The sequence below is a fragment of the Streptomyces sp. NBC_01298 genome (assembly GCF_035978755.1).
Lineage (GTDB): Bacteria > Actinomycetota > Actinomycetes > Streptomycetales > Streptomycetaceae > Streptomyces.
The window spans coordinates 310,790-337,522 of record NZ_CP108414.1 but is presented as its reverse complement, the minus strand read 5'-3'; the positions used below and the strand labels follow the sequence as shown (position 1 = coordinate 337,522).

Genomic DNA, 26,733 nt, shown 5'->3' with positions numbered 1-26,733 from the left:
CACCGATCCGCGGGCGGCGGCGGGTCACAGGATCGCGAACAGGTCTTCGAGGGGCGCCGGTACGCGGTCGGGGCCGAGGGCCTCGACCAGCACGCGCCCGTAGCGGATCTTGCGCCCCTTCTTCGTACCGAGGAAGCGCCGCACCTGCTGCTGCGCCGTGCGGCCCTGCTGCGCGGGCTGGCGCAGGAAGGTCCGCAGGGCGCGGTGGTCCCCCTCCTCGCGGACGAGTTCCTCGACCCGGGGCACGCCCAGCGCGCGGATGAGCTCGTCCTCCAGGTCCGCCGCGCAGACGAAGAAGCCCTCCGGTCCGGCGCCGGCGCGCTCCCAGCCGCGCGCGTAGAAGTCGCGCTCCCTCTCGTCGCACAGGCCCGTCAGGCGCAGGCCCAGGCCCCGCGGACCGAGGAACCCGGCGAAGCGCGCGACGCTCATGGCCCCGCCCATCGGGAGGACGCAGATCCCTTCGGCGGCCAGGTTCCGGCCCCGTGCCGCGGCCAGGGCGCCGACCGCTTCGGCGTCGCTCGCCCCTTCGAGCAGCACGACGGTGCGTACGGGCAGCCGCGCGGCGAGCCCGCGCGCCGCGTCCGCCGCCTCCGCGGCGTCCCCCACGTCACCGAGCCCACCGGCGTCACCGGCCGCCCACGCGGTCACCGCATCCCCGAACGCCGCCATGTCAGCCATGGGGGGAGTCTGATCGACTTCCCGGCGCGGCGGTACGCAATTTCCGGCGGCGGGTCCGCCGGGCCGCCGGGACCGCGCCGGATCCCGACCGTCCAGGACCCCGACCGTCCAGGATCCCGACGCCCCGGATCCCGCCCCGCGCGGCCCCGGCCGTCCGGCCCGCTCCGCCCGTCCGCGCGGACCCGGACGATCGACCCTAGGATGGACGGGAACCGGGTGGGGGCGGCTCGCCGTGACGCCGCCAGTCCAGGCCGCTCGGGGTGGGAGAGCCATGACAGAGGCCGCCGATACGGCGAGGACCGTGATCCTGACCGTGGACGACGATCCGGGAGTGTCCCGTGCCATCGCCCGCGACCTGCGCCGGCGCTACGGCTCCGGGTACCGGATCGTGCGCGCCGAGTCCGGCGAATCCGCCCTGGAGGCGCTGCGCGAGCTCAAGCTCCGCGGTGACCTGGTGGCGGTGATCCTCGCCGACTACCGCATGCCGCAGATGAACGGCATCGAGTTCCTCGAACAGGCCCTCACCGTGTACCCGGGCGCGCGCCGCGTCCTGCTGACCGCCTACGCCGACACCAACGCGGCGATCGACGCGATCAACGTGGTCGACCTCGACCACTACCTCCTCAAACCCTGGGACCCGCCCGAGGAGAAGCTCTACCCCGTCGTGGACGACCTCCTCACCGCCTGGCGCACCGGCGACCACCGGCCCGTGCCCGCCACCAAGGTGGTCGGACACCGCTGGTCGGCACCCTCGTCGAGCGTGCGGGAGTTCCTGGCCCGCAACCAGGTGCCGTACCGCTGGTACTCCTGCGAGGAGCCGGAGGGACAGCGCCTCCTGCGGGCGGCCGGATCCGACGGACAGCGGCTGCCCGTGGTGATCACTCCCGGGGGCACCGTGCTGATCGAGCCGGACGCCCCCGACCTGGCCGCCCACGTGGGGCTCGCGACCACGCCGACCGCCGACTTCTACGACCTCGTCGTGATCGGCGGAGGTCCGGCCGGGCTCGGCTCCGCGCTGTACGGGGCCTCCGAGGGACTGCGCACCGTACTGGTCGAGCGGTCCGCGACCGGCGGCCAGGCCGGGCAGAGCTCCCGCATCGAGAACTACCTCGGCTTCCCGGACGGGGTGTCCGGCGCACAGCTCACCGAACGGGCCCGCCGCCAGGCCGGCCGGTTCGGCGCCGAGATCCTCACCGCACGCGAGGTCACCGCACTCGAGGTGAACGGCGCGGCCCGCGTCGTCCGCTTCTCCGACGGCTCGGCGATCGGCGCGCGGAGCATCATCCTCGCGACCGGCGTCTCCTACCGCCAGCTCGCCGCTCCGGGCTGCGACGGCCTCACCGGCCGCGGGGTGTACTACGGCTCCTCGCTCACCGAGGCCTCCTCCTGCCTGGAACAGGACGTGTACATCGTCGGCGGCGCCAACTCCGCCGGACAGGCGGCCATGTACCTCGCCCGCGGCGCGAAATCGGTGACCCTCCTGGTGCGCGGGGAGTCCCTGGCCGCCTCGATGTCGTACTACCTGATCCAGCAGATCGAGCAGACGCCCAACATCACGGTGCGCACCCGCACCACCGTCGAATCGGCGCACGGCGAAGGCCACCTGGAGCAGCTCACCCTGCGCGACGTGGACACCGGTGCGTCCGAACTCGTCGACACCCAGTGGATGTTCGTCTTCATCGGCGCCGCCCCGCTCACCGACTGGCTGGACGGTACGGTGCTGCGCGACGACCACGGCTTCATCCTGGCCGGGCCCGACCTCACCCCGAACGGACGGCCGCCGGCCGAGTGGGAGCTGGACCGGCCGCCGTACCACCTGGAGACCAGCGTGCCCGGCGTGTTCGTGGCGGGCGACGCGCGCGCCCGGTCGGCCAAACGGGTCGCGTCCGCCGTCGGAGAAGGAGCCATGGCCGTGATGCTCGTCCACCGGTACCTGGAGGAGTCGTGAGCGGGCAGGCGATGCCCTGCTCCCCGCAGGAGATCGGCTCGCTCTTCCTGTTCGAGAAGCTCACCCCGGAGCAGCTCGGGCGGCTGTGCGCCGAGGGCCGCGTGGAGCGGTTCGACACCGGCCCCGTGTACACCGAGGGCGACCCCGCGACCTGCTTCTACGTGATGATCGAGGGCACCGTGGTGCTGTCCCGCCGGGTCGGCGGCGACGAGGTGGAGGTCGGCCGGACCTCGCAGCGCGGGGTGTACGCGGGAGCCATGCAGGCCTACCTGGGCGACCGCGTCCCGCAGACCTACAACAACTCGATGCGGGTGACCGAGCCGACGCGGTTCTTCGTCCTGCCCGCCCAGTCCTTCTCGGACGTCATGCGGGAATGGTTCCCGATGGCCGCGCACCTGCTGGAGGGGCTCTTCTTCGGCTCCAGGAGCACCCAGCAGGCCATCGGCCAGCGCGAACGGCTGCTCGCCCTCGGCTCCTTGTCCGCCGGACTCACCCACGAGCTCAACAACCCGGCCGCGGCGGCCGTCCGGGCCACGGCCACCCTGCGTGAACGCGTGGGCAAGATGCGGCACAAGCTGGCCCACATCTCCCAGGGGAACTACCCCCGCGAGGCGATCGCCGAACTCATCGACATCCAGGAACGCACCGTCGAACGGGTCGCGAAAGCACCGGTGTTGAGTCCCCTGGAAGCCTCCGACCGGGAGGACGAACTCGCCGACTGGCTGGAGGACCACGGGGTCCCCGAGGGCTGGCGGATCGCGCCGGTCTTCGTCCAGGCGGGCCTGGACACGGACTGGCTGGAGCACGTCGCGGCGAGCGTGGCCGAGGACCTCCTGCCGAGCGCCATCGGCTGGCTCAACTACACGGTGGAAACAGAGCTGTTGATGGACGAGATCGACGACTCCACCACCCGGATCTCCCACCTCGTCGACGCCGCCAAGCAGTACTCGCAGCTCGACCGGGCCCCGCACCGGGTCGTGGACGTCCACGAACTCCTCGACAGCACCCTGCTGATGCTCTCCGGCAAGATCGGGCCCCGGATCCGGGTGGTCAAGGAGTACGACCGCTCCGTGCCGGACGTACCGGCCTACCCCGCGGAACTCAACCAGGTGTGGACCAACCTCATCGACAACGCCGTCTTCGCCATCGGGAGCACCGGCCGCGAGGGCACCCTGACGGTCCGCACGGCACGATCGGGCGACCGGCTGCTCGTGGAGTTCCGCGACACGGGGCCCGGCATCCCGGCCGAGATCCGCAGCCGGATCTTCGACCCGTTCTTCACCACCAAACCCGTCGGCGAGGGCACCGGCCTGGGCCTGGACATCTCCTGGCGAATCGTGGTCAACAAGCACCACGGAAGCCTCCAGGTCGAGTCCGCGCCGGGGGACACCCGCTTCCAGGTGCTGCTCCCGCTGACTCCACCGGAACCCGAGTCCGATCCCGATCCCGATCCCGAGCGTTCAGAGGAGCCCGCATGACCGCCATCGACGGAGTCGACCCGAACGTCCCGCCCAGCGGCGCCGGCTGCGTCGAATGCGACGCGCTGGGCGGCTGGTGGTTCCACCTGCGGCGCTGCGCCCAGTGCGGCCACATCGGCTGCTGCGACTCCTCGCCGGCCCAGCACGCCACCGCCCACTGGAAGTCCACCGGACATCCCCTGGTGCAGAGCTACGAACCGGGTGAGGACTGGTTCTGGGACTACGCCGCGAACGAGCTGTACGAGTCCGGCCCCGAGCTGACCCCGCCCTCCGGCCATCCGGCGGACCAGCCGGCCCCGGGCCCGTCCGACCGGCTCCCCGAGGACTGGAGCCGACGGCTCCACCGCTGATCCGGGCGGATCAGAAGGGCTTCGTCGGCAGGTACTTGCCGTCCAGGGTGATGACCGCGCGCTCGCCGCCGTCGGGGTCGGCGACCTTCTTCACGTCGAGCTTGAAGTTGATCGCGAAGACGATCCCGTCGCCGAGCTGCTCGTGGACCAGCGCCTTCAGCGTGGTGCCGTAGACCTGGAGCATCTCGTAGAAGCGGTAGATCGTCGGGTCGGTGGGGGCGCCGCCGGGGACCGAGCCGCGGGTCGGGATGGTCTGCAGCAGCACCGCGTCGTCGGCGTCGAGGCCGAGCAGGGCGGCCACGGCCTCGGCCGAGGCCCGGGGCAGCGGGTGCTGGCCGAGCACGGCAGCGGTGACGAAGGCGACGGACAGGCCCGCCGCGTCCGCGATCCGCTGCCAGGTCAGGTCCTCGCGGATCTTGGCGTCCACGGCCTTGACGGCCAGGGCCTGACGGGCGGTGTTGTCGAACTGGGCGTGCACCATGAGAGGGCTTCCTTTCGGGTGAGCCGCCCACCGGGGGTGGGGGCGAGCGGCGGATGAAGTGGGGGAGACGCGGGCCCGGGGCCCGAGGGGTGGCGGCCGGTCAGGCCGCGGGGGAGGCGGGTGCGGAGGAGCCGACCTCCTCGACGCCCCCCGCCCGGATGTCGTAGACCCAGCCGCGCAGGGTCACGGAACCCGCGGCCAGGGCGCGGGCCACCGAGGGGTGGGTGGCCAGGTTCGCCAGCTGTGCCCGTACGTTCTCCCGTACCAGCGCCTCGACCCTCCGGGGGTCCTCCCCGTCGCCGGTACGGGCGAGCGAGGCGTCCGCGTGGCGCAGCCAGCCGGCGACCGCCGGTGCGCCGCTGAGGTCGTGCCGCTCGGCCAGGGCGGTCATCGCGCCGCAGGCGGAGTGCCCGCACACCACGATATCGCTCACGCCCAGGACCGCGACGGCGTACTCGATGCTGGCCGCCACCCCGTCCGTGCCGGGGGCGTGCGCGGGGACGAGGTTGCCGGCGGTGCGGATGACGAACAGCTCGCCCGGCTCGCTCTGGGTGATCAGCTCCGGCACCACACGGGCGTCGGAGCAGCTGATGAACAGGGTGCGCGGGCGATGGGTCGTCGCGAGCCGGGCGAAGAGCTCCGCCTTGCCCGGGTAGACCTCCCGCCGGAACTGGGCGACGCCCTCGATGAGGTCGTGCATGGTCACTCCCTTCGATGACTGCCGACCCGTGGGGCCGACGAGATCCACCATGCACGACCTGCACCTATAGCGTCCAAGACGCATTACCCATGTCTCCTATAGATGACATCTATACTGGACTCCATGGCCCTGGAACTCCGTCACCTGCGCTACCTGCTCGCCGTCGCCGAACACGCCGGCTTCACCCGCGCCGCCGAAGAGCTGCGGATCTCCCAGCCGACCCTGTCCCAGCAGGTCAAGCAGCTCGAAAGCACCCTCGGCGTCCAGCTCCTGGACCGCACCGGCCGCGCCGGCGTCCGCCTCACCGACGCCGGTGAAACCTACGTCCACCACGCCCGCCGGGCCCTGCGCGACCTCGCCGCCGCCGAACGTGCGGTCCACGACGTCGCCGACCTCTCCCGGGGCCACCTCCGGCTGGCGGTGACGCCGACCTTCACCGCCTACCTCGTCGGGCCACTGGCGGCGGAGCTCCACGCCCGCCATCCCGGCATCACCCTGGACCTCAAGGACATGGCCCAGGACCGCATCGAAACCGGCCTGCTCGCCGATGAGCTCGACCTGGGGATCGGCTTCGACGGCCCGCACCTGCCCGGCATCACCGCGACCCCGCTGTACGCCGAGACCCTCGGCCTCGTCACCGCCGCCCGCCCCGCCGAGCGCCCGCAGTCACTCCACCCCTTGCCCGTGGCCGCCCTGGCGGACCGTCAACTAGTACTACTGAGCGGTGACTTCGCCACCCGCGGGCACATCGATGCCTACCTGGCCGGCCACCGGGTGCGTCCGCGCATCGCGGTGGAGGCCAACTCGGTCCAGACCCTCACCGAAATCGTCCGGCGCACGGACCTCGCGACCGTCCTGCCCGACGCGGTCACGGAGGACCACCCCCACCTCGCCCCGGTCCCCCTCGAACCGCCCCTGCCCACCCGCACGGTGGCCCTCCTCGGACGCGAGAACGCCTACCGGAGCGCCGCCGCCCGCGCGTTCACCCGGCTCGCACACGACCACGTCCGGGCCCGCGGCTACACCCCGGCCTGAGCGTCGACGCCGCGCCCGGTGCGGCGCAGGGCGCCGGGCGTCGTCCCGTACCAGCGCTTGACGGCCCGGCGCAGCGCGCGGGCATCCGCGTAACCGCTCCGGGCGGCGATCGAGTCGACACTGAGGTCGGTGTCGTGGAGCAGCCGGGCGATGTGCCCCCGCCGCAGGGTCTCGACCTCCTCGCTCCAGGTCGTGCCGTGCTCCTCGAGGCGGCGCTGGAGGGTGCGCGCGCTGAGGGCCATCCGCCGGGCCACCGAGGACAGGGTCGGCGCGCCCTCGTCGTGGGCGGAGGCCAGGGCGGTACGGAACAGGGCCGGCCAGTCGTGCAGCGGGATCGCGCTCGCGAGGTGCTGCTCGGCGTGCCGGCGGAGCACCGCCGACAGCCCGGGCTGGGCGTGCGGGGCCGGGGAGTCCAGGTCGGCGGTGCGGAAGGTGATCGAACTGGCCGGGGCCTCGAACTCGATGCGCCGGGTGCCGTAGAGCTCGACCAGGGCCTCGTGCCGCGCGGGTGCCTTGGCGGCCAGGGAGACGCGCAGGGGAACGAGGCGCCGCCCCGCGGCTTCGCCGAGCCGGCGCCGGTACAGGCCGAGGGCGTAGCCGCGGATGCCGCAGGCCGCCTCGTGGGTGATGTCGGCCCGATTGTCGTGTCCGATGGTGACGTGCTCGCCGTCCTCGGTGATCCGCATGCCGTCCGTCAGGGGGTCGGCGACGGTGGCGAAATGGGCCGCGGCGTCCCGGATCCCTTCGAGCGGAGTGGGCGCGGAGGTGATCAGGTAGTCCCAGACCCCGAGGGCGCCGATGTCCGACTCCCGCGCCAGCAGCACGGACATCTCGGCCCAGGGAGCGTGCACCGTGGTGAGCTCCGCGATCCGGATGGCCGTGGCCGAAGGGGTGCGGCACAGATCGTCGTTGAGGTGGTGGGGCGCCATGCCCAGCAGGTGCGCGTATCCGTGCGGGCCTATGCCGACCAGCCGCGCGACGGCGACGGTCAGACGGGCGAGGGCGGAGGAGGTCGTCCCCTGATGTGCGTGCGAAACCACAGGGGCAGAGCGTAGTCCAGCGTGAAGTACCAGGTCATCCCGGGGGTTGGCGACCTGCAGACCCCGACACGGCGCCGCAGGGTCCCCCCCCCGTGGCGCGGTAGGTCCCCTTGCTGGCACGTACGGCCCTGGGGGAGGTGATCCTCCCGGCGCTAGCGTGGAGACCGTCCCCGCACCGAACGGGCGTCACGAAAACGGTGGTTGGAGCGGAGTCCCCCCACGGGGGTGGGGGGCTCCCGATCCGGCGAGACGGTCGTGCGGGGCCGGCCGCGACGGGCGGGGTCGGTCACTCCACCCAGGGCTTCCACACGTTCTCGTTGCGCTCCACCCACTTCTTCGCCGCCTGCTGCGGCGGCAGCTTCTCCTCGGCGATCATCAGGGACACCTCGTTCTGCTGCGCCTTGGTCCAGTGGAACTTCTTCAGGAAGCCGGCCGCCTTTCCGTCCGACTCCGCGAAGCGCGTGTTCAGGTACTTCTGCAGCGGTGTGTTCGGGTAGGCGCAGGCCACCTTCTGCGGATCGTCCGCGCAGCCTTCGGTGTACTCGGGGAGCTTCACCTCGGTCATCGGGACACGCTCGAAGAGCCACTGCGGCTCGTACCAGTACGTCAGGAAGGGCTTGTGCTCCTTGGCGAACTGCTTGATCTGGGTGATCTGGGCCGCCTCGGAGCCGGCGAAGACCACTTCGAAGTCCAGGCCCAGGTTCTTCACCAGTGCCTTGTCGTTCGTGACGTAGGACGGGGAGCCGTCCATCAGCTGGCCCTTGCCGCGGCTCTCGGGGGTGCGCAGCTGGTCGGCGTACTTGTCGAGGTTCTTCCAGTCGGTGACGTCGGGATGGGCCTCGGCGAAGTACGTGGGGACGAACCAGCCGATGTGGCCCGTCACGCCCAGGTCCCCGCCGGGGGTGATGGTCTTCTTGCCCTCTACGTACCGCTTCTCCTGCTCGGGGTGGCCCCAGTCCTCCAGGATCGCGTCGACGCGGCCCTGGCTGAGGGCGTCCCAGGCGGGGACTTCGTCGACCTGGACGGTGTCCACGCGGTAGCCCAGCTCGTGTTCGAGGAGGTAGGAGGCGACGGCGGTGTTCGCCTGGGCGCCGACCCACGACTGGACGGAGAGGGTGACGGTCTTCGCGCCCTGTGCGGCGGCGTACGGGGATGACTGGCGGGTCATGTCGGCGGCCCCGCAGCCGGTGAGGACGGCGAGTCCGGTCGCGGCGGCGAGGACGGCCGCGCCGCGTCGGCCGCGCAGGGTGAGGGGGGTTGCGTCGCGCATGTCAGGCCTCCTTCACGGGCTGGGTGACGCGGTCGAGGAGCAGGCCGAGGCAGACGATCGCGGCGCCGGCCACCAGGCCGGTGGCCAGGTCGCCCTGGGCGAGGCCGAGGACGACGTCGTAGCCGAGCGCGCCGCCGCCGACGAGGCCGCCGATGATGACGACGGCCAGGACCAGGACCACGGCCTGGTTGACGGCCAGCAGCAGCGCCGGCCGGGCCAGGGGCAGTTGGACCTGACGGAGCAGCTGCGAGCGGGTCGCGCCGAGCGAGCGGGCGGATTCGACAACGGTCGGGTCCACCTCGCGCAGGCCCTGGACGGTGATCCGGACGACGGCCGGCAGCGCGTACACGACGGCGGCCGCGGCGGCCGGTGCGCGGCCGACGCCGAACAGCGCGACCACGGGGATGAGGTAGACGAACTGCGGCAGGGTCTGGCACACGTCGAGGACGGGCCGCAGCAGCCGCTCGGCGCGGGCGCTGCGGGCGGCTCCCACGGCGATCGCGAAGCCCAGTACGAGGGTGACCGCCACGGCGGCCAGGACCTGGGAGAGCGTGTCCAGGGAGGCTTCCCACACGCCGAGCACCCCGACGGCGCCCAGGGCGAGGACCGCGGTGAGTGCGGTGCGCCAAGTGCCCGCGAGCAGGGCGAGAGCGGCGGCCACGAGCAGGAGCAGCCACCAGGGGGCGGCCTGCAGTCCGCCGCGCAGCGGGTCGAGGATCCAGCCGGTGAAGCGGGCGGCCCAGTCGGCGGTGCCGCCGACGACGGGGACGCCGGAGTAGAGGTGGTCGGTCATCCAGGCGACGGCCGAGTTCACCGGGGCGGCGAGGGAAACGGTCCAGGACTCGGGCCACAGGCTGCTGCCGGCGATGCGCCCGGCGACGGCGGCGGCCACGGCCGCGAGGAGGGTGAGGAGGAGGCCGTACCAGCCCGAGAACACCCGGCGCAGCAGGTCCTGTTCGCCGACGGGCACGGTGGCGCCGATCCGGCGGCCCGCGGCGTCGGCGGTGCGGTCCAGCACCACGGCGAGCAGCACGATCGGGATGCCCGCGGCCAGGGCCGCTCCGACGTCCACGGAGGCGAGGGCCTGGTAGACGCGGTCGCCCAGGCCGCCCGCGCCGATCACGGAAGCGATGACGGCCATGGACAGGCCCGTCATGATGGCCTGGTTGACGCCGAGCAGGAGCTGTCGGCGCGCGAGCGGAAGGCGGGCGGTCAGCAGTCGCTGGCGTCCGGTGGCACCGAGCGAGGCGGCGGCTTCCATGACTCCCGCGTCGGCCTCGCGCAGGCCGAGGGCGGTGAGGCGGGCCATGGGCGGGGCGGCGTAGACCACGGTGGCGAGGACGGCGGCGGGCACGCCGATGCCGAAGACCAGCACCATCGGCAGCAGGTACGCGAAGGCCGGCAGGATCTGCATGGTGTCGAGTACGGGGCGCAGGGCGCGGTCGGCGCGCGGGGAGAGTCCCGCGGCGAGGCCCAGCAGGGCGCCGAGTACGACGGAGGCCGCGACGGCGACGGCCATCAGCGCCAGGGTCTGCATGGTCGGCACCCACATGCCGAGCAGTCCGCAGGCGGCAAAGGCGGCGGCGCAGGTCAGGGCCAGCCGGATGCCGGCGAGGCGCCAGGCGACCAGGGCGGCCAGGGCGGTGACCCCGGTCCAGCCGGCGGCCAGCAGGAGCACGTACACGGCGCGGACGGACACCACGACGGCGTTGCTGATGTGGCCGAAGAAGTAGAGGAACAGCGGGTGGTTGTCACGGTGGTCGATGATCCAGTCGCCGGCGCGGCCGAGCGGGCCGGACAGGTCGACGGCCAGGGCCGCGGGCCAGCTGCCGGCGCCCGGGAAGGCCACGGCGAGCGGGATCAGCAGGGCGACGGCGACGCCCATCGGGAGGAGGACTCCCCGGCGCCCGGCGCGGCCGGGCAGGGTTCTGCGGGGGCGGTCCCGCTGCGCGGACGCGGTACGCGAGTGACGCGGGCCGGCGGTCCCTTCGGCGGACTGCGGGGCTTCCGAAGGGGTGTTGTCGCGGGCGTCGGCGCGGGCGTCGGTCGGGGTATGGGTCGGGGTCGCGGTCATGCGCACCACCTCCGGGCATCGGGGACGGTGGGCGCGGGGCGGGCGGGGCGGGTCATGCCGCCACCCCCCCGTCCGGTGGGGGCCGGGAGCCCGGCGACGACGGCGAGCAGCCCCGCGTCGTCCACGACGCCCAGGCAGCGGCCGTGGTCGACCACGCGGACCGGGCCGCCGCTGCGGGCGACGGCCTGGATGGCCTCGACCACGGTGGTGGCGGGGTTCAGCGCGGGTCCCTGTTCGGCCTCGCCCGCGGTGGCGGGGCGCATCGCGGTGCGGACGGTGAGCACCTGTTCGCGGGGGACGTCGCGGACGAAGTCCCGTACGTAGTCGTCGGCGGGCGAGCCGACGATCTCCTCGGGCGTGCCGAGCTGCACGATGCGGCCGTCGCGCATCAGCGCGATCCGGTCGCCCAGGCGCAGGGCCTCGGCGAGGTCGTGGGTGATGAAGACCATGGTGCGGCCCTCCTCGTGGTGGAGCCGGGCGACCTCCTCCTGCATCTCACGGCGGATGAGGGGGTCGAGTGCGCTGAACGGTTCGTCGAACAGGAGCACTTCGGGGTCGGCGGCGAGGGCGCGGGCCAGGCCGACGCGCTGCTGCTGGCCGCCGGAGAGCTGGGCGGGGCGGCGTTCCTCGAGTCCTTCGAGGCCGACCTTGGCGACGAGTTCGGCGGCCTTGTCCCGGCGGTCGGCGCGGCCGACGCCCTGGATCTCCAGTCCGTACGCCACGTTGTCGAGTACGGAGCGGTGCGGCAGCAGGCCGAAGTGCTGGAAGACCATGGCGGCGCGGCGGCGCCGAAGGTCGCGCAGCCGGGAGGCGTCCATGGCGAGGACGTCCTCGCCGTCGATGGCCACGCTTCCGGCGGTGGGCTCGATGAGCCGGGTGAGGCAGCGTACGAGGGTGGACTTGCCGGAGCCGGACAGGCCCATCACGACGAAGACCTCGCCCTTGCGGACGTCGAAGGTGACGTCGCGGACGGCGGCGGTGCAGCCGGTGCGCTCGCGCAGTTCGGCGGCGGACAGGTCGGCGCCGGCGGAGCCGGGGACCTTCGCGGCCGCCTTCCCGGGGCCGAAGACCTTCCACAGGCCGTCCACGGCGAAGACGGGGGGTGCGGCGGGGGTGGTCTTCACAGCAGGGGTCGTGTTCACCGGGTACCGCCTTCGAGGGCCAGCAGTTCGGCTGCCTTTTCGCCGACCATGAGCACTCCGATCATCGGGTTGACCGCGGGCATCGTGGGGAAGACGGAGGCGTCCGCGATGCGGATGCCTTCGAGCCCGCGGATCTTCAGGTCCGGGTCCACGACGGCGCCGGGGTCGTCGGCGGCGCCCATCCGGCAGGTGCCGGCCGGGTGGTAGACGGTGTGCGCGACGGAGCGGGCGTAGGCGCTCAGCTCTTCGTCGCCGGTGATCTCCGGGCCGGGGCACACTTCTCGCTTGAGCCAGCCGGCGAGCGGCTGGGTCGCGGCTATCTCGCGGGCGAGCTTGATGCCGTCCACCAGGGTCCGGCCGTCGTAGTCGTCCTCGTCCGTGAAGTAGCGGAAGTCCAGGGCCGGTTTCACCTCGGGGTCCGCGCTGGTCAGGTAAAGGCGGCCGCGGCTGCGGGGCTTGGGGATGTTGGGGGTCATCGACACACCGTGCGCGGGCCGTTCGTAGCCGATGCGCTCGGGGTTGTCGGTGAAGGGGACCTGGTAGAAGTGGAACATCAGGTCGGGTCCGGCGGATTCGGGGTCGCGCCGGACGAACAGCCCCGCGTCGCTGTCCATCGCGGAGTTCTCCGGTATCGGGCCGTCGGTTTCCCAGACGATCACCGACTCGGGGTGGTCGAGCAGGTTCTCCCCCACGCCGGGCAGGTCGTGCACCGGGGGGATGCCGAGGGCTTCCAGGTCCGCGCGCGGGCCGATCCCCGAGTGCAGCAGCAGCCGGGGGGTGTCCACCGCGCCGGCGCACACCAGTACCTCGCGGCGGGCGGTGACCAGGGACTCCGTACCGTCCGAGGACCGTACGCGGACCCCGCGCGCCCGGGTGCCGTCGAGTTCCAGACGGTGGGCCCAGGTCTCCAGGAGGATCGTGAGGTTGGGGCGCTCGTCCATGACGGGGTGGAGGTAGGCCACCGACGCGGAGGAGCGCTTGTTGTCCTCGGGGTGGTAGGCGAGGTCGAAGAAGCCGGCGCCCTCGTGGAAGGGCTTGCGGTTGAAGCCCTCGACGCGCGGGACGCCCAGGGCGCTCTGCGCGGAGTCGACGAAGTCGCGCGCGATGGCGTTGCGGTCCTTCTCGTCCACCGGGACGATGTTGTTGAGGAGCCGGTCGAAGTACGGGTCCATGGCGGCCGAGTGCCAGCCCTCGGCTCCGGACTCCGCCCACTCGTCCCAGTCGGACGGGAGCGGCTTGAAGGCGATGAGGGTGTTGTGCGAGGAGCAGCCGCCGAGGACGCGGGCGCGGCTGTGGCGGATGTGCGAGTTGCCACGGGGCTGCTCGGTGGTGGGGTAGTCGTAGTCGAGCTCGCCGCCGAGCAGGCCCATCCAGCGCCGCAGGGTGAGGACTTCGGGGCGGCCGACGTCGCTGGGGCCGCCCTCGATGACGGCGACGGTGACGGCCGGGTCCTCGGTGAGGCGGGAGGCGATCACGGAGCCGGCGGTGCCGCCGCCGACGACGACGTAGTCGTACTCCTGCTCCGTGGGGGTGTGGGCGGGGCTGTGCGTGGGGGTCGTCATGCTCTGCTCCTCCTTCAGCCCGCGAACCAGCGCACGGGGCGCGGGGCGAGGTTCTGGTACACGTGCTTGGACTCCCGGTACTCGGCCAGGCCGGACGGGCCCAGTTCGCGTCCGATGCCGGACTTGCCGAAGCCGCCCCACTCCGCCTGCGGGAGGTAGGGGTGGAAGTCGTTGATCCAGACGGTGCCGTGGCGCAGCCGGCCGGCCACGCGGCGGCCGCGGCCCGGGTCGGAGGTCCACACCGCGCCGGCGAGCCCGTACTCGGTGTCGTTGGCCAGCGCGACGGCTTCGGCCTCGGTACGGAAGGTCTCGACGGTCAGGACCGGCCCGAAAACCTCCTCCCGTACGACGCGCATCCCGCGGTGGCAGCGGTCCAGGACCGTCGGCCGGTAGAAGTAGCCCGGCCCGTCGGGGCGTTCGCCCCCGGAGCGGAGTACGGCTCCCTCGGCGAGGGCGGAGGCCACGTACTCCTCGGTGCGTTCGCGCTGGGCGGCGGACACCAGCGGCCCGCATTCCACGCCCGGGTCGGTGCCGCGGCCGAGGCGGATCCGGTCGGCCCGGCCGGCGAGTTCGGCGACGAAGCGTTCGGCGACGCTCTCCTCGACGATGAGCCGGGAGCCGGCGGAGCAGACCTGGCCGCTGTGCATGAAGGCGGCGTTGAGGGCCTGGTCGACGGCGGTGTCGAAACCTTCGTCGGTGGCGCAGGCGTCGGCGAAGACGACGTTGGGGTTCTTGCCGCCGAGTTCGAGTGCGACCTTCTTGACGGAGTCCGCGGCCGCGCGCATCACCTTCGTACCACTGGTGAGACCGCCGGTGAAGGAGACGAGGTCGACGTCGGGGTGGGCGGCGAGGCGCGCGCCGACGGGCTCGCCGGGGCCGGTGACCAGGTTCGCGACGCCGGCCGGGAGACCGGCCTCCGCCAGCAGGCCGATGAGGGCGACCGTGGACAGCGGGGTGATCTCGCTGGGCTTGAGCACGAAGGTGTTGCCCGCGGCGAGGGCGGGAGCGATCTTCCAGGAGGCCTGGAGGAGGGGGTAGTTCCACGGGGTGATCAGGGCACAGACCCCGACGGGCTCGTGCACGACGACGCTGTGGACGTCGGGGGTGCCGGCGTCGATCACGCGGCCCGCGCTCTCTCCGGCGACGAGGTCGGCGAAGTAGCGGAAGGCGTCGGCGACGCAGTCCACGTCCACGCGGCCCTCTTCCAGGGTCTTGCCCGCGTCGCGGCTCTCCAGCAGCCCGAGGCTTTCGCGGTCGCGGTGGAGCAGGTCGGCGGTGCGGCGCAGCAGGGCGGCGCGCTCCAGGACGGGGGTCCGGGGCCACTCCCCGCCGTCGAAGGCCGCGCGGGCGGCGCTGACGGCCGCGTCGGTGTCCGCGGTGCCGCCCTCGGCGACGACGGCGAGGACCGTGGCATCCGCCGGGTCGAGGACCTCCCGGGTGGCTCCTGTTACCGCGGAACGCCAGGTCCCGGCGATGTGGATGGTCGTCTGCTCGGACACGACTCGTTGTACCTCCGATTCCGGCACCGCGGCTTACCCGCGGTGGTGGTGCTCGTGCCCGCTTGCCCGGGTTCCTGGAAGCTATGTCCCATCCGTCACTGGAAGTGACGGGAGTCACTCGCCGTCACCTAGGGGAGATATGGGACAGATCGGGGCGTATTTGCACTGGTCGTCCGCCGGACCTCGCGGGCGGCCGCGTCCAGGCGAATCGAGCGGCGGTCAACCACCTGTGCGCCCGTGCGGAAGCCCCGGTACGTCAGTCCGTCCCCGCGCGCGGGGACGACGAGTACCTCCGTCCCCATGCCGCGGAGGGCCCGTACCTCCCGCTCGGGCAGTCCCTCGTCCACCACGAGCAGGTCGAAGTCGCGGAGGGACGTCAGCGCGTACATCCCGTCGCGGGTGAGCTTCGTGTGATCGGCCGGCAGTACGGTCCGCGCCGAGGCGGCCATCATCGCCCGTTTCACCTGAACGGTCTCGGGCGAGGTGTGGCAGCAGCGGCCCCGGGTGACGGCCGTCGTCGACAGTGAGACCCCGGGCTCCTCGGCGAGGGCCGTGATCGCGGGCAGCGAATCGGTGATCACGGTGAGGGGGGTCCGGGCGGCGAACTCCCGCATCAGGCGAAGGCGGGTGGTGCTGTCGTCGAGCGGCACCGCCTGGCCAGGAGTCACCAACGGGGCCGCTCGGGAGGCGGGGCCGTCGGCCACCGTGACGGAGGTACGGCGGGCGCGAAGTCGCTGCGCCAGGCGCAGGACGCCTGGCAGCGGGGCATCGGCCCGGTGGAGTACGCCCAGGACCTCCCAAAGCTGACGGGCGCCTTCGCCTCCTTCGCCGACGCCGCCGACAAGCTCTACCCGGGCTGCCGCGACCTGCTCCGGGTCGGCGCGTAGCCGTCCGAGGACCGGGGGCACGGCCCTGTCGCCGGCGCCCCCGGCCGGCCGGTCTTCGGGACCGAAGCGTGCCGTTCTTGTCCCTGCTCTGTAACAGGCGTCTGAGACGCATCGGATACGGGAAATCCGCTCATGCAGGCCGGCCGTGGCGCCGGTACATCGGGAGTCGACAGCGGCCGTACAGGGCCGAAAACGGGGGAACACCATGAACACTGCCGCCCGCACGAGTCACCGGGGCTGGAAGTACTGCGTCCTCGGGGCCGCGACGGTCACCGCCCTGCTGGCCACCACCGCGTGCTCGCCCAGCGGGGACGACGGGGGCGACGGCAAGCCCACGGCCCGGCCGAGCGCCCCGGCCACGCCGAGCACGTCCGGCGCCCCGAGCACCCCGAGCGTGACCGCCTCCCCGAGCACGCCGAAGCCCGGCGCCACGCCCTCGACGAAGCCGACCCCGGCACCGACCGGCACCGGTGGCAGCGGCGGCTCCGTCGCCCTCTGTGCCCCGGGCGACGTCACGATCACCTCCAGCACCGAGGACGAGGTCGGCAAGGCCGTCCGGCACATCCTCCTCACCCTCACCAACACCAGCACGAAGCCGTGCCAGGTCTACCGCTACCCCCTCATCCAGCTCGGCGACGCCCGGCTTCCGGTCCCCGAGATCAAGGAGAGCGCCCCGACGCCCGGGACGCCGTACGACACCATCGCTCCGGGCAAGCAGACGCACGCCGCACTGCTCCTGAACGGCCCCATGGACGAGGACACGGCGAAGACCATGACCGTCCAGCTCCAGGACACCAAGCCCGGGAGCAAGAAGGGCGAGCCGATCAAGGTCGCCTTCCCCGGCGTTGACATGGTGTATTGGAACGACTTCGCCAAGGTCACCCACTGGATGACCGCCCAGGGTCTGGCCCTGCGCTTCATCATGTCCTCCTGACGATCCGGCCCCCCCCGAACGGTCGCCGCAGTCCTCTAAAGTGACCCCACCGGCCGTCCGCGCGCCCACGCGCGCGGACAACGGCCTTGTGGACAGGGGGAGTCGGTGGAGTCACTGCGGCCCGGCGACCCGCCGGAGATCGGCGGGTACCGCCTGCTGGCACGGCTCGGCGAGGGAGGCATGGGCGAGGTCTTCCTGGCCCGTACGGCGTCCGGCCGGCCGCTGGCCCTGAAGACCGTCCACCGGGAACTGAGCCGGGATCCCGCCTTCGTCGACCGGTTCGCGCGGGAGATCCGCGCCAACGACCGCGTACGGTCCGCCTGGACGGTCTCGGTGGTGGACTTCAGCGCCCCCGGGGCGTCCCCCCAGTGGCTCGCCACCGAGTACGTCGCCGCGCCCTCCCTGGGCGAGTGGGTGCACCGGCACGGACCGCTGACCGGGCCGGCCCTGTGGAGCCTGACCCGGGAACTCCTCGCCGCGCTCGCGGCCGTACGGGCGGCCGGTGTGGTGCACCGCGACATCAAGCCGGGGAACGTGCTGCTCGGCCGGGAGCGGCCCTTCCTCATCGACTTCGGCATCGCGCGCGCCGTGCACGACCCGCGCCACACCCGTACGGGAGCGGTCATCGGCACGCCCGGCTTCCTCGCGCCGGAGCAGGCGACCGGAGCCGTGGCCGAGGCCCCGGCGGACGTGTTCTCGCTCGCCGCGGTACTCGTCTACGCGGCGACCGGCCGCAGCCCCTTCCTGGCCGACGGCGAGGAGCCGGCACTCCCCGGCCTCCTCTACCGGATCGTGCACGACGAGCCCGCCCTCGACGGCGTTCCGGACGGGCTCCGTTCCCTCCTGGGGGAGTGCCTGGCCAAGACGCCGCGGGAGCGCCCGACCGCCGAGGAGGTACTGGCCCGGATCGGCGCGGTGGGGGAGGCGTGGAGCGCGGCGGTACCGCCGTCGCTGGCGGCGGAGGTCACCCACCGCGAGGCCGGACTCGCCCGCGCCCTGGCGGAGTCCCAGCCGCTCCCCGTGCCCGCCCCCATGCCGCCGGTTCCGCCGACGCCGCCCCCGGCGTTCGCCGTGACGCCGACGCCGGCCGCTGCCCTTCCCGGCGCGCCACGACGCGTGCCCCGGGCGGCCGGGGCGGCTGCCGCGGCCGTCCTCGTCATGGCGGCCACCCTCGTGATCAAGATGCCGTGGAACGGAAACGAAGGCGGGAATGGAGGCGGGAACGGAGACGGGAACGGAGGCGGCGCGGGAGCCGGGGCGAGCTCGGCCCCACCGTCCGCCCCGTCCGCGGCGATACCCCAGTCGTGGGTCGGGACGTGGACCGGCACGGGACCGGGCACCCCCGACGCCGACGGATTCACGCGGGCCAGGACGGGCGAGTTCTCGGTCAAGGTCACGCTGAACCCGGGTTCCGTCGGAGACCTCGTGGGCCGGCAGGTCAGCGATGTGAAGGAGGTCGCCTCGGGGCGCAACCTGGGGTGCACGGAGGCCCTGGAACTGCGGCAGACGAGCGGGGACAGGTCGGTCTTCGCCGCGGTGACCAGCCATCCGACCGACCCCGCGGCCACCTTCGACTGCCCCAAGGGCAACCTCTACGTGCTGACCCTGGCGGAGCCCGACCGGCTGACCCTGGAGACCGAAGGGGCCCAGTCGGCCGGCGCCCCCGGGACACTGACCCGCAGCCGCTAGCGGCCGGGGAGGGGAACGCCGCCGCCGTCGGCCCGAACGCTCAGACCTGACCGACGCCGAACCTCCGACCGGGCCGTGCCGACAGGCCGCCCGCCGCGATGTGGCCGAGCCAGCAGGCCGCGGCGCCGACCGCGTACCAGAACAGGTCGGGCGGATTGAAGGTGGACCCGAGGACGAGGCGGGCGAGCACGCTGTGCCGGGAAAGCTCCGCCGGCACCCCGGTGAGCTGGAGGAACTCCACCGCCCAACTCACCGCGAGAGCAACGACGGCGGCCCGCCGTGCCGTCACCCGTGGCACGGCGGCCACCACGAGGGCGAAGACCAGCACGGTGTACAGCGCGTCTCCGCCGTACTTGGCGAGGCTCCCCGTGGCCACGACCCGTAGCCCCAACCCCGCGCCGACGGTCACGACCACCGCCCCGGCCGCCGAGAGACGGGTACGGGTCCGGCCCGACAGGGCCCGGGCACGGCTTGCGGGCACGGAGGTGGTCACGGGACCACCCTGCCAGACGCGCGTCGCCCACCTGCTCCGGGTCCGCTCCCGCCTCCGTCGCGGAGCGGAGGGCGGAGGGCGGAGGGCGGAGGGCGGAGCGGACCACGTACCCAGGCCGCTTGAGTAGCGCGACTCATGACGGACCGCCCCGCGGCCGACAGGCTGAGGTCACGAAGACGCACCCCCCGTCCCGGAGGTTCCATTCCATGATCAGCCACGTCGCCGCCGTCCTGGCTCCGGTGTTCGGGCGGATGACCGTGTCCGAGGACGTGTCGGGCCCGGTGGCCGGCGGGACCATCCTGGCCGCCAACCACACCAGCCTGGCCGACCCCGTCATCGTGGTCGCCGCCCTGCGCCGGCTCGGCGTCGACCCCGTGATCATGGCCACGGCCGGGCTGTGGCGGATCCCGGTGCTGGGCGGGGCGCTCGCCCGGGAAGGGCACGTACCGGTCCGCCGGGGAACGGCTCACGCGGCGGGTTCGCTCGCCGACGCCGCCGGGGCGCTGGCGGCGGGCCGGTGCGTGCTGATGTACGGGGAAGGCGGGATTCCCGCCCGCCGCGACTCCGGGGAAGCCGCGCCCCTGCCCTTCCGCAGCGGCCTGGCCCGCCTCGCCCTGGCCACCGGAGCACCCGTCCGACCCGTCGGTCAGGCGGGCGTGCGCCGCGTGAGTTCCGGGACGACGGCCAAACAGCTCGCCGGAGTCCTCACGGCCCCGGTCCGCCGGCCGCGCGTACACGTCCACGTGGGCGCGCCCCTGTTCCTGCCGGACGGCGTGCCCGAGGCAACGGCCGCGGCCCACGGGGCGGTCACCTCGGCCTGGCACACCGCACTGTCCGGTCTCGCCGGCGCGACTGGGTAGGGTCATCGGAGTGCCGTTGCGAGCGGAGTGCGGCCAGTCGGTGTGGAGAGCGAAGTGGACCGGAAGCAGCGGGCCGTCCTGACCGGTCTCGGGGCGCTGGGGCTCGTGGCCGTCGGGACCTACGCCCTGACCGGCGCACGATCCGTCGAGCCGGGTCCCTTCGCCGCCGATCCCCAGTGCCGCCGGGTCCTGGCGCGGCTTCCCGACGAACTGCTCGGGGAGGAGCGCGACTCGGTCGAGGGAGCCGGCGCCGCGAGCTGGGGCGGTGGCGCCATCGTGCTGCGCTGCGGTGTCGAGCCCCTTGCCCCCACGGTCAACACCTGCATGAACGTCAACGGCACCGATTGGGTCCTCGACGAAGAGCGAGCCGGGCGCGCGGGGCCGCGGGTGCTCACCACGTACGGACGGATCCCCGCGGTGGAGGTGGCGTTCACCGAGTCCGACCAGCTCGCCGGGGACGCCCTGGCCGTCGTCGACAAGGCCGTACGGGACCTTCCCCAGCAGTCGAAGTGCATCGGGCTGGGCGAGACCTGAGGGCGGTTGCCCTGGAACACGCCCGTCCGCCCGTACGGACGTTCTAGCGTGCCGGTCATGATCTCGCTCAGGATTCGGCGGGCCCTGCTGCTCGCCCTCGCATCCGTCATGCTCTGCGTGCCCCAGACGGCCGCCGCCCAGAGCCCCACGGCGCCCGAGGGCCCCGCGCCCGCGTCGGCGGCGACGCCCGACCGCCCCTCCTACGAGGTGTCGCTGCGCGGCGACGCCGACGGCTCGCACTGGACCGGCCGCCAGACGGTGTCCTTCCGCAACTCCGCCCGTACTGCGCTGCGTTCGGTCGACGTCCGGCTGTGGGGCAACGGCGCCGACGGCTGCGCAGCCCCCGAGGCGCCGTCCCCGGTCCGGGTCGGCGCGGTCACCGGAGGCACCGCGCGACCGCTGACCGTGGACTGCACCGCCCTGCGGATCGACCTGCCCGCGCCGCTCCCGTACGGGGCCCGGGCCAGCATCTCCTTCGACGTGGCCCTCACCGTCCCGGACCGCGTCCACCGCTTCGGCAAGGACGGCGCGCACCGCTACCTCGGCAACGCGCTGCCCCTGCTGTCCGTTCGCGACGCCCAGGGCCGCCACCTCGACCCGGACGTCGGCTTCGGCGAGAGCTTCCACACCCTGACCGGCGACTTCCGCGTCGTCCTCGACCACCCCAGCGCGCTCGTCGTCCCCGCGACGGGCACGACCACCCGCCGCGCGGGCGCGCCCGGCCGCACGGTCACCACCAGCGTCGCGCACGGGGTACGGGACTTCGCGTGGGCGGCGGGCCCCTTCCTGTCGAAGACGGTGACCACGCCCGGCGGAGTACGGCTGAACGCCTACTGGACCGCTGCCACCCCGCCCGAGGGTGTCGCCCTGGCCCTGAAGGACGGCGTCGGCTCCGTCGACGAGTTCGGGAAGCGGTTCGGACACTACCCGTACGGTGAGCTCGACCTCGTCATGAGCGAGAACCTCGACGACTTCGGCAGCATGGAGTTCCCGGGCCTCGTCCTGCTGTGGACCGAATCGGACGGGTCCGGCGCGGTCCACGAAATCGCCCACCAGTGGTTCTACGGCATCGTCGGCAACGACCAGTTCGCCGATCCCTGGTTGGACGAGAGCTTCGCCCAGTACGCGAACCAGTCGTACTACGGCATGGACACCACCACCTGCTGGGAGGACCGGGGCGCCTGGCCCAGCGACACGGCCGCCCTGACCCGCCCCATGTCCTACTACGCGGACGGTCACCGCTCGGAGTACGTCCGGGTCGTCTACCACCGCGGCTCCTGCGCCCTGCACGACCTGGAACGCGCTCTGGGCGCCCCGGCGATGGCGGCCATGCTGCGCGGCTACGTCCGCGATCACTGGCTGGGGGTCTCCACCACCTCGGACTTCAAGCGCGCGGCCCAGGCGGCGACGGCCCGGGACCTCACCCCGTTCTGGGCGGAACACCGGATCAACTGACGAGGTCCGAGACGAAATCCGGGGGCGCGAAAGGATCTTCCGGTGGCATCATCCCGTGTCATGGCAGATGACGGCAACAGCACGTTCCAGGCCGGGCAGACGGGTCTGATCGTCAGGATCCCGGAGGCGGAGCCGGCCGTCCGCGCGTGGCGCGAACGGCTGGACCCGTCGGCCCGCGCCGGGGTTCCCGCACACGTCACCGTGCTCTTCCCGTTCCTGGAGGAGAGCCGGATCGATCCCCTCGTCCACGCCGGCCTGGCGGAGGTTCTGGGCAGCCACCAGGCCTTCGACCTGCGGTTCGAGCGGTGCGGACGACTCCCGGAGGTCTCGTACCTCGTGCCGGAACCCGCCGCGCCGCTGATCCGGCTCACGGAGGCGATCGCCGAGCGCTGGCCCGAGGCTCCGCCGTACGGCGGCCGGTTCGCCGAGATCGTGCCGCACCTGACCATCGCTCAAGGACAGCAGGACGCGGTCCTGGACGAGATCGAGTCCGACCTCGGCGACGGGCTCCCCCTCACCTCCCGCGTCTCGTCGGTCGAGCTGATGGTCCACGACGGCACGAAGTGGCGGGTACGAGCATCGTTCGCGCTCGCCGACCCCGCGCCCCGACCCCGACACCGCCCCTGAACGATCTAGGGGGCGGGGTCGGGGTCGGACCCGGGTCGCTCCCCGATGTCCGGCGCCCGCACCGTCCGTAGCGTCGTTCCCATGTGGAGAAACGGGAAGAACGGGACCGGCGGCAGGCGCCGGATGGCGCCCTGGAAGCGGGCGCTGCTGATCCTCTGCTCGCTGGCCGCGGCCTTCGCGCTGGTCATCGGGGTGCTCTTCACCTGGCTCTACACCGGAGCCAAGGTGTCCACCGTCGGCGCGGTGGACTTCCGCAACGCCCTCGCCGTGCCGCCCCTCGCGGCGTCCACGGTGGAGGCCGACGGAACACGCGTCTTCGACCTGCGGATGCGGGCAGGAGAAACCGAGTTCACCCCGGGGAGCAAGACCCCCACCTGGGGGTTCAACGGCAGCCACCTCGGTCCCACGCTCCGCGCGGCGAAGGGGGAGAAGGTCCGGGTGAAGGTGGCCAACGCCCTGCCCGAGGCATCGTCCGTCCACTGGCACGGCATGCACCTGCCCGCCGCGATGGACGGCGGACCGCACCAGACGGTTCCGGCGGGCGGCAGTTGGACCCCCGAGTGGACGGTCGAGCAGCCGGCCTCGACCCTCTGGTACCACCCGCACCCGCACGGCGCGACCGAGTCACATGTGCAGCGCGGACTCGCGGGGCTGTTCCTCCTGGACGACGAGCGGTCGGCGGTCCTGCCCCTGCCCAAGACCTATGGGGTCGACGACATCCCGGTCATCGTCCAGGACGTGTCCTTCGACGGCGCGAAGTTCGACCACGGCCACAAGCTGATGCGCAACGTGGGTTTCCTCGGCGACCGGACGATGGTCAACGGCACGCTGGACCCGTACGTCACCGTCCGGGACGAGTTGGTCAGGCTGCGCCTGCTCAACGCCTCCACCGCCCGCGTCTACACCTTCGGCTTCGACGACGGCCGGGAGTTCCGGCAGATAGCCTCCGACGGCGGCCTCCTCGAGGCCCCGCACCCGACCGACCGCCTGCGGCTGTCGCCGGGGGAGCGCGCGGAGATCGTCGTACGCGTACGGCCGGGCGAGCGGACGGTCCTGCGCTCCCATCCCCTGGACGCCGGGCTGGACTTCTGGAACCAGCGCTTCGGGGGCGGCGACGACTCCTTCGACGTGATGCAACTGCGCGGAGCCCCCACCCTGCGACCGTCGGCCGAGCTGCCGCGGACGCTGACACCACCCTCGACGCTCCCCACCGGCGAGGACTCGGTACGCGGCCGCTTCTTCGACCTCAAGATGTCCGGCATCAACGGCCGGAAGATGGACATGTCCCGGGTGGACGAGACGGTCACCCGCGGCACGGCCGAGACCTGGACCCTGCGCAACGACGACGGCATGCCGCACAACTTCCACGTCCACGACGTCCAGTTCCGCGTGCTCGACATCAACGGCGCCGCCCCTCCACCGTCGTTGCGCGGACCGAAGGACACCGTCTTCATCCCGTCCGGCACGACGGTCCGCATAGCCATGCGGTTCGAGGGCCCCGCCGACCCGGACACCCCGTACATGTACCACTGCCACCTCCTCTACCACGAGGACGAGGGCATGATGGGCCAGTTCACCGTGACAGATCCGGGCGGCTCGCCGCCGCCCGCCAAGCTCCCGTCCGCCCCCGGCACACACCAGCACGCGGGCGCGCACCACTAACCGACGGAGACGAACCGATCGGGCCGACCGCCCGGGGCGATGGTCACTTCGTGGACCTCGCCTTCCTCGGTGGTCATGCGAATCCGGTCGGGAGCCGCCCACACGGTCTCCCTGAGCGAGTTGTCCTCGGCGTCGCCGTTGAAGCAGCCGACCGTCCATCGGCGTTCCCGCGGTGGGTTCCCCTGGTGCAGATAGACGCACCACACCGGGTCGAGGTTTCCGCTCCGTGCCGTCACGACCAGGTGGCGGTCGCTGCGGCCCGGGGCCGATTCGGTGCTCAACACAGTGTCCGAACCCCCGAACAGTGTGGAGACGAAGCCCCCGAAGAGCAGCAGGGGGACGCCGGTGACGAGCACCGCGACGACCAGGGGCATGCGCAGGGCGGATGACTTCGCCAGTCCCAACAGGAGCGCCCCGGTCACCGCGGCCACGGCGAGCCATCCCAGAAGAAGGAGGTGTTCGCGGAGCCGGAGCAGCAGGACCAGCGCGCCCTCGCCTCCCGCCTCGAATCCGGCTACGGCCGCGCCGCCGAAGACGACTCCCGCCGTCAGCAGCAGAAAGGCCGACGGTCTGCGGTATCGACTGAAGTTCATGATCCCCCGAACGATGTGGATGACGCGCAGCCTAAAGGGGACGCCGGGGTGGGGGCGATGGCGGTCGGTAGCGCGGTGAGGTAGGCGTCCTTGGCTCCGGTGGGCGGGTTGCGCGGGGCGTTCGGGCCGGTGTCGCCGCCGGCGGGAGGAAAATGCGTCGACAGTGCCCCTCGTCGCCGGGCAGAGTTGCCGCCCGTGACGAGCAGTGAACTGTGGACCCGCGCGACCGCCGACCGCTATGACGCCGAGGAGGCCGAGACGTCCTCGGCCGCCGCTCTCGGACCGGCCCTCGCCTTCCTCGCGGAGCTCGCCGGAGACGGCCGGGCCCTGGAGTTCGCCATCGGGACCGGACGGGTGGGCGTCCCGCTGCGGGAGCGCGGCGTGCCGGTGGTGGGCATCGAGCTGTCCGGGCACATGGCGGCGGTGCTGCGGCGAAAGGTGGATGAGGACACGCTCCCGGTGGTCATCGGCGACATGGCCACCACGGTCGTCCCCGGCACGTTCACCCTGGTCTATCTCGTCTACAACACGATCACGAACCTGCTCACGCAGGACGAGCAGATCGAGTGCTTCCGCAACGCCGCACGCCATCTGGAGCCCGGCGGCCGGTTCGTCATCGAGCTGGGGGTGCCGCCGCTGCGGTTCCTGCCGCCCGGCCAGGTCGCGGTGCCGTTCGACGTCTCCGAGCAGCACCTCGGCTTCGACACCTTCGACCTGGTCGAGCAGATCCTCGTATCGCACCACTTCACCCGCGAAGGCGACGGCGATGACGTCCGCTACCGCCGCGACAACTCCCGGCACCGCTACGCGTGGCCGGCGGAGCTCGACCTGATGGCACGGATCGCCGGGCTGGAGAAGGAACATCGCGTCGCGGACTGGGACGGGGCGCCGTTCACCCAGGACTCCGCGAAGCACATCTCCGTGTGGCGCAAGCCGCCCGAGTTCTAGGGGCGTGTGCCGAAAGTGGATCAAGGGGTCGCCGATTCGGCGCATCAGGGGCAGCGCGTACCCTCGAGGCCTTGATCGTTTGTGTTTGGAGAAGTCGTATGAGCTTGGATCTGGTGCCCGTCGATCGCGAGCCGGCTGCCGGGGCCGTTCTACTGACCGGCATCCCGGGGAGCGGGAAATCCTGGCCACTCGCTACGACAAGACCGCGACTGTCTACCAGGCGGCCCTCCACCTCGCGGCCATCCACATCTGGGCCGCGAGGTGATCGCTAAGAAACGGCCTAGGAGCGGGCGTCCCAGCGGTGGAGCAGGGCCCCGTGCGCGCCGAACACGTCCATCAGGTAGCCCTCGGACGTGGAGAGTTGCTCGGACCGGGTGAGGTAGGAGAGGACGGAGTCCCGCTGCTGCTCGAAGAGTGCGTGGCCCGAATCGGTGTGCGTGGTCCGGAGGATCAGGAGCGGGGCCTCGTCGGGACCCGCCTCCCGCTGGATGGCGTACACGCTCTCGTCGCCGCCCGCCCGGTGATACCGGTCGGCCAGTGCCAGTGCCAGGGCGGCCGACGGCGCGGCCGTACTCGTCACCGTCGGTCTGACCGGCGCGGCGGTCCCCTCCCGCTCCGTACAGGCCGTCAGGAGCAGAGCGCAGCCGACGATCAGGGAGAGGCCGGCGAGTCTTCCCGCAGGCACCCGGGGGGCGGCGCGGTCGTCAACGGGCGGGCTCGTTCGTATCCGCATCCGCATGGGGCTCCTCAACTCGCCGATCATGAAGTCGTCTTGGCCGCATCCTCACACGGCG

At 72.7% G+C, this 26,733-nt stretch carries 25 protein-coding genes and 1 pseudogene; 13 read left to right on the top strand and 13 right to left on the bottom strand.

The genetic code is table 11. The features are described 5' to 3' along the window. Positions 1-24 precede the first annotated feature (24 nt). Complete coding sequence (locus tag OG730_RS01555; protein WP_327302390.1) at positions 25-678, bottom strand: TOPRIM nucleotidyl transferase/hydrolase domain-containing protein; 654 nt, start codon at positions 676-678, stop codon at positions 25-27. 271 nt (positions 679-949) lie between these two features. Between OG730_RS01555 and OG730_RS01550 the strand changes: the two genes are divergently transcribed. The 3 genes from OG730_RS01550 to OG730_RS01540 are packed head-to-tail and all read left to right on the top strand — an operon-like array spanning position 950 to position 4,454. After that, positions 950-2,626 carry an NAD(P)/FAD-dependent oxidoreductase gene (locus tag OG730_RS01550; protein ID WP_327302389.1) on the top strand — a complete coding sequence of 559 codons (1,677 nt, stop codon included), beginning with the start codon at positions 950-952 and terminating at the stop codon, positions 2,624-2,626. Positions 2,627-2,637: 11 nt separating this feature from the next. Further along, on the top strand, positions 2,638-4,104 hold the full coding sequence (locus tag OG730_RS01545; RefSeq protein WP_442815167.1) for an ATP-binding protein: 1,467 nt from the start codon (positions 2,638-2,640) through the stop codon (positions 4,102-4,104). Continuing rightward, positions 4,101-4,454 carry a UBP-type zinc finger domain-containing protein gene (locus OG730_RS01540; RefSeq protein ID WP_327302387.1) on the top strand — a complete coding sequence of 118 codons (354 nt, stop codon included), beginning with the start codon at positions 4,101-4,103 and terminating at the stop codon, positions 4,452-4,454. Before OG730_RS01545 ends, OG730_RS01540 begins: the two co-directional genes overlap by 4 nt. A 10-nt stretch (positions 4,455-4,464) precedes the next feature. On the opposite strand, the gene cynS is transcribed toward OG730_RS01540, so the two are convergent. Then, positions 4,465-4,935 (bottom strand): cyanase, encoded by a 471-nt coding sequence (cynS, locus tag OG730_RS01535; RefSeq protein WP_327302386.1) that lies wholly within the window; start codon positions 4,933-4,935, stop codon positions 4,465-4,467. Positions 4,936-5,035: 100 nt separating this feature from the next. Continuing rightward, entirely contained in the window at positions 5,036-5,635 is a 600-nt protein-coding gene (locus OG730_RS01530) for a carbonic anhydrase (RefSeq protein ID WP_327302385.1), read from the bottom strand. 123 nt (positions 5,636-5,758) lie between these two features. On the opposite strand from OG730_RS01530, the gene cynR reads away from it, so the two are divergent. Next, the gene (gene cynR, locus OG730_RS01525; RefSeq protein ID WP_327302384.1) at positions 5,759-6,670 is read left to right on the top strand and encodes a transcriptional regulator CynR; all 912 of its coding nucleotides are present in this window, start codon (positions 5,759-5,761) and stop codon (positions 6,668-6,670) included. Here cynR and OG730_RS01520 read toward each other — a convergent pair. The 7 genes from OG730_RS01520 to OG730_RS01490 all read right to left on the bottom strand — a co-directional run bounded on the left by OG730_RS01520 (position 6,655) and on the right by OG730_RS01490 (position 15,961). Then, the gene (locus OG730_RS01520) at positions 6,655-7,710 is read right to left on the bottom strand and encodes a helix-turn-helix transcriptional regulator (protein ID WP_327302383.1); all 1,056 of its coding nucleotides are present in this window, start codon (positions 7,708-7,710) and stop codon (positions 6,655-6,657) included. The two genes, cynR and OG730_RS01520, sit on opposite strands and share 16 nt — an antisense overlap. Before the next feature lie 286 nt (positions 7,711-7,996). Beyond that, positions 7,997-8,980 (bottom strand): ABC transporter substrate-binding protein, encoded by a 984-nt coding sequence (locus tag OG730_RS01515; protein ID WP_327302382.1) that lies wholly within the window; start codon positions 8,978-8,980, stop codon positions 7,997-7,999. Between the two features lies 1 nt (position 8,981). Next, entirely contained in the window at positions 8,982-10,865 is a 1,884-nt protein-coding gene (locus OG730_RS01510) for an ABC transporter permease subunit (RefSeq protein WP_442815166.1), read from the bottom strand. A gap of 185 nt (positions 10,866-11,050) precedes the next feature. Next, positions 11,051-12,196, bottom strand: coding sequence for a quaternary amine ABC transporter ATP-binding protein (locus tag OG730_RS01505; protein ID WP_327302380.1), 1,146 nt, complete (start codon positions 12,194-12,196; stop codon positions 11,051-11,053). Further along, complete coding sequence (locus OG730_RS01500) at positions 12,193-13,758, bottom strand: GMC family oxidoreductase (RefSeq protein WP_327302379.1); 1,566 nt, start codon at positions 13,756-13,758, stop codon at positions 12,193-12,195. The genes OG730_RS01505 and OG730_RS01500 overlap by 4 nt, the downstream gene beginning before the upstream one ends. A 14-nt stretch (positions 13,759-13,772) precedes the next feature. Continuing rightward, positions 13,773-15,257, bottom strand: a complete 1,485-nt coding sequence (locus OG730_RS01495) for an aldehyde dehydrogenase family protein (RefSeq protein ID WP_327302378.1) — start codon at positions 15,255-15,257, stop codon at positions 13,773-13,775. A gap of 128 nt (positions 15,258-15,385) precedes the next feature. Then, positions 15,386-15,961, bottom strand: a complete 576-nt coding sequence (locus tag OG730_RS01490) for a DeoR/GlpR family DNA-binding transcription regulator (protein WP_327302377.1) — start codon at positions 15,959-15,961, stop codon at positions 15,386-15,388. Between OG730_RS01490 and OG730_RS44215 the strand changes: the two are divergent. From OG730_RS44215 to OG730_RS01480, 3 genes and pseudogenes are all read left to right on the top strand, one after another. Continuing rightward, a pseudogene (locus OG730_RS44215) lies at positions 15,911-16,024 on the top strand (RuBisCO large subunit C-terminal-like domain-containing protein); the annotation flags it as partial. The gene OG730_RS01490 and the pseudogene OG730_RS44215 overlap by 51 nt on opposite strands. Before the next feature lie 325 nt (positions 16,025-16,349). Beyond that, the gene (locus OG730_RS01485; RefSeq protein ID WP_327302376.1) at positions 16,350-17,078 is read left to right on the top strand and encodes a DUF4232 domain-containing protein; all 729 of its coding nucleotides are present in this window, start codon (positions 16,350-16,352) and stop codon (positions 17,076-17,078) included. A 105-nt stretch (positions 17,079-17,183) separates the two neighbouring features. Next, entirely contained in the window at positions 17,184-18,767 is a 1,584-nt protein-coding gene (locus tag OG730_RS01480; RefSeq protein ID WP_327302375.1) for a serine/threonine-protein kinase, read from the top strand. A gap of 40 nt (positions 18,768-18,807) precedes the next feature. Here OG730_RS01480 and OG730_RS01475 read toward each other — a convergent pair whose 3' ends face one another. Further along, positions 18,808-19,260, bottom strand: coding sequence for a ribosomal maturation YjgA family protein (locus OG730_RS01475; protein ID WP_327302374.1), 453 nt, complete (start codon positions 19,258-19,260; stop codon positions 18,808-18,810). Between the two features lie 206 nt (positions 19,261-19,466). Between OG730_RS01475 and OG730_RS01470 the strand changes: the two genes are divergently transcribed. From OG730_RS01470 to OG730_RS01450, 5 genes are all read left to right on the top strand, one after another. Then, complete coding sequence (locus tag OG730_RS01470; protein WP_327302373.1) at positions 19,467-20,120, top strand: lysophospholipid acyltransferase family protein; 654 nt, start codon at positions 19,467-19,469, stop codon at positions 20,118-20,120. 54 nt (positions 20,121-20,174) lie between these two features. Continuing rightward, positions 20,175-20,654, top strand: coding sequence for a DUF3515 family protein (locus tag OG730_RS01465; protein ID WP_327302372.1), 480 nt, complete (start codon positions 20,175-20,177; stop codon positions 20,652-20,654). Positions 20,655-20,711: 57 nt separating this feature from the next. Further along, positions 20,712-22,109 carry a M1 family metallopeptidase gene (locus OG730_RS01460; RefSeq protein WP_327302371.1) on the top strand — a complete coding sequence of 466 codons (1,398 nt, stop codon included), beginning with the start codon at positions 20,712-20,714 and terminating at the stop codon, positions 22,107-22,109. A 60-nt stretch (positions 22,110-22,169) separates the two neighbouring features. Continuing rightward, positions 22,170-22,736 (top strand): 2'-5' RNA ligase family protein, encoded by a 567-nt coding sequence (locus tag OG730_RS01455; protein WP_327302370.1) that lies wholly within the window; start codon positions 22,170-22,172, stop codon positions 22,734-22,736. Between the two features lie 81 nt (positions 22,737-22,817). Next, complete coding sequence (locus tag OG730_RS01450) at positions 22,818-24,398, top strand: multicopper oxidase family protein (protein ID WP_327302369.1); 1,581 nt, start codon at positions 22,818-22,820, stop codon at positions 24,396-24,398. Here OG730_RS01450 and OG730_RS01445 read toward each other — a convergent pair. Further along, the gene (locus OG730_RS01445) at positions 24,395-24,991 is read right to left on the bottom strand and encodes a hypothetical protein (RefSeq protein ID WP_327302368.1); all 597 of its coding nucleotides are present in this window, start codon (positions 24,989-24,991) and stop codon (positions 24,395-24,397) included. The two genes, OG730_RS01450 and OG730_RS01445, sit on opposite strands and share 4 nt — an antisense overlap. 195 nt (positions 24,992-25,186) lie before the next feature. Here OG730_RS01445 and OG730_RS01440 point away from each other — a divergent pair, with 195 nt between their 5' ends. After that, the gene (locus OG730_RS01440; RefSeq protein ID WP_327302367.1) at positions 25,187-25,939 is read left to right on the top strand and encodes a class I SAM-dependent DNA methyltransferase; all 753 of its coding nucleotides are present in this window, start codon (positions 25,187-25,189) and stop codon (positions 25,937-25,939) included. Between the two features lie 280 nt (positions 25,940-26,219). Here the strand turns inward: OG730_RS01440 and OG730_RS01435 are convergent, their stop codons facing one another. Next, positions 26,220-26,672: a hypothetical protein gene (locus OG730_RS01435; RefSeq protein WP_327302366.1), complete on the bottom strand. Its 453-nt coding sequence runs from the start codon at positions 26,670-26,672 to the stop codon at positions 26,220-26,222. Positions 26,673-26,733: the final 61 nt, after the last annotated feature.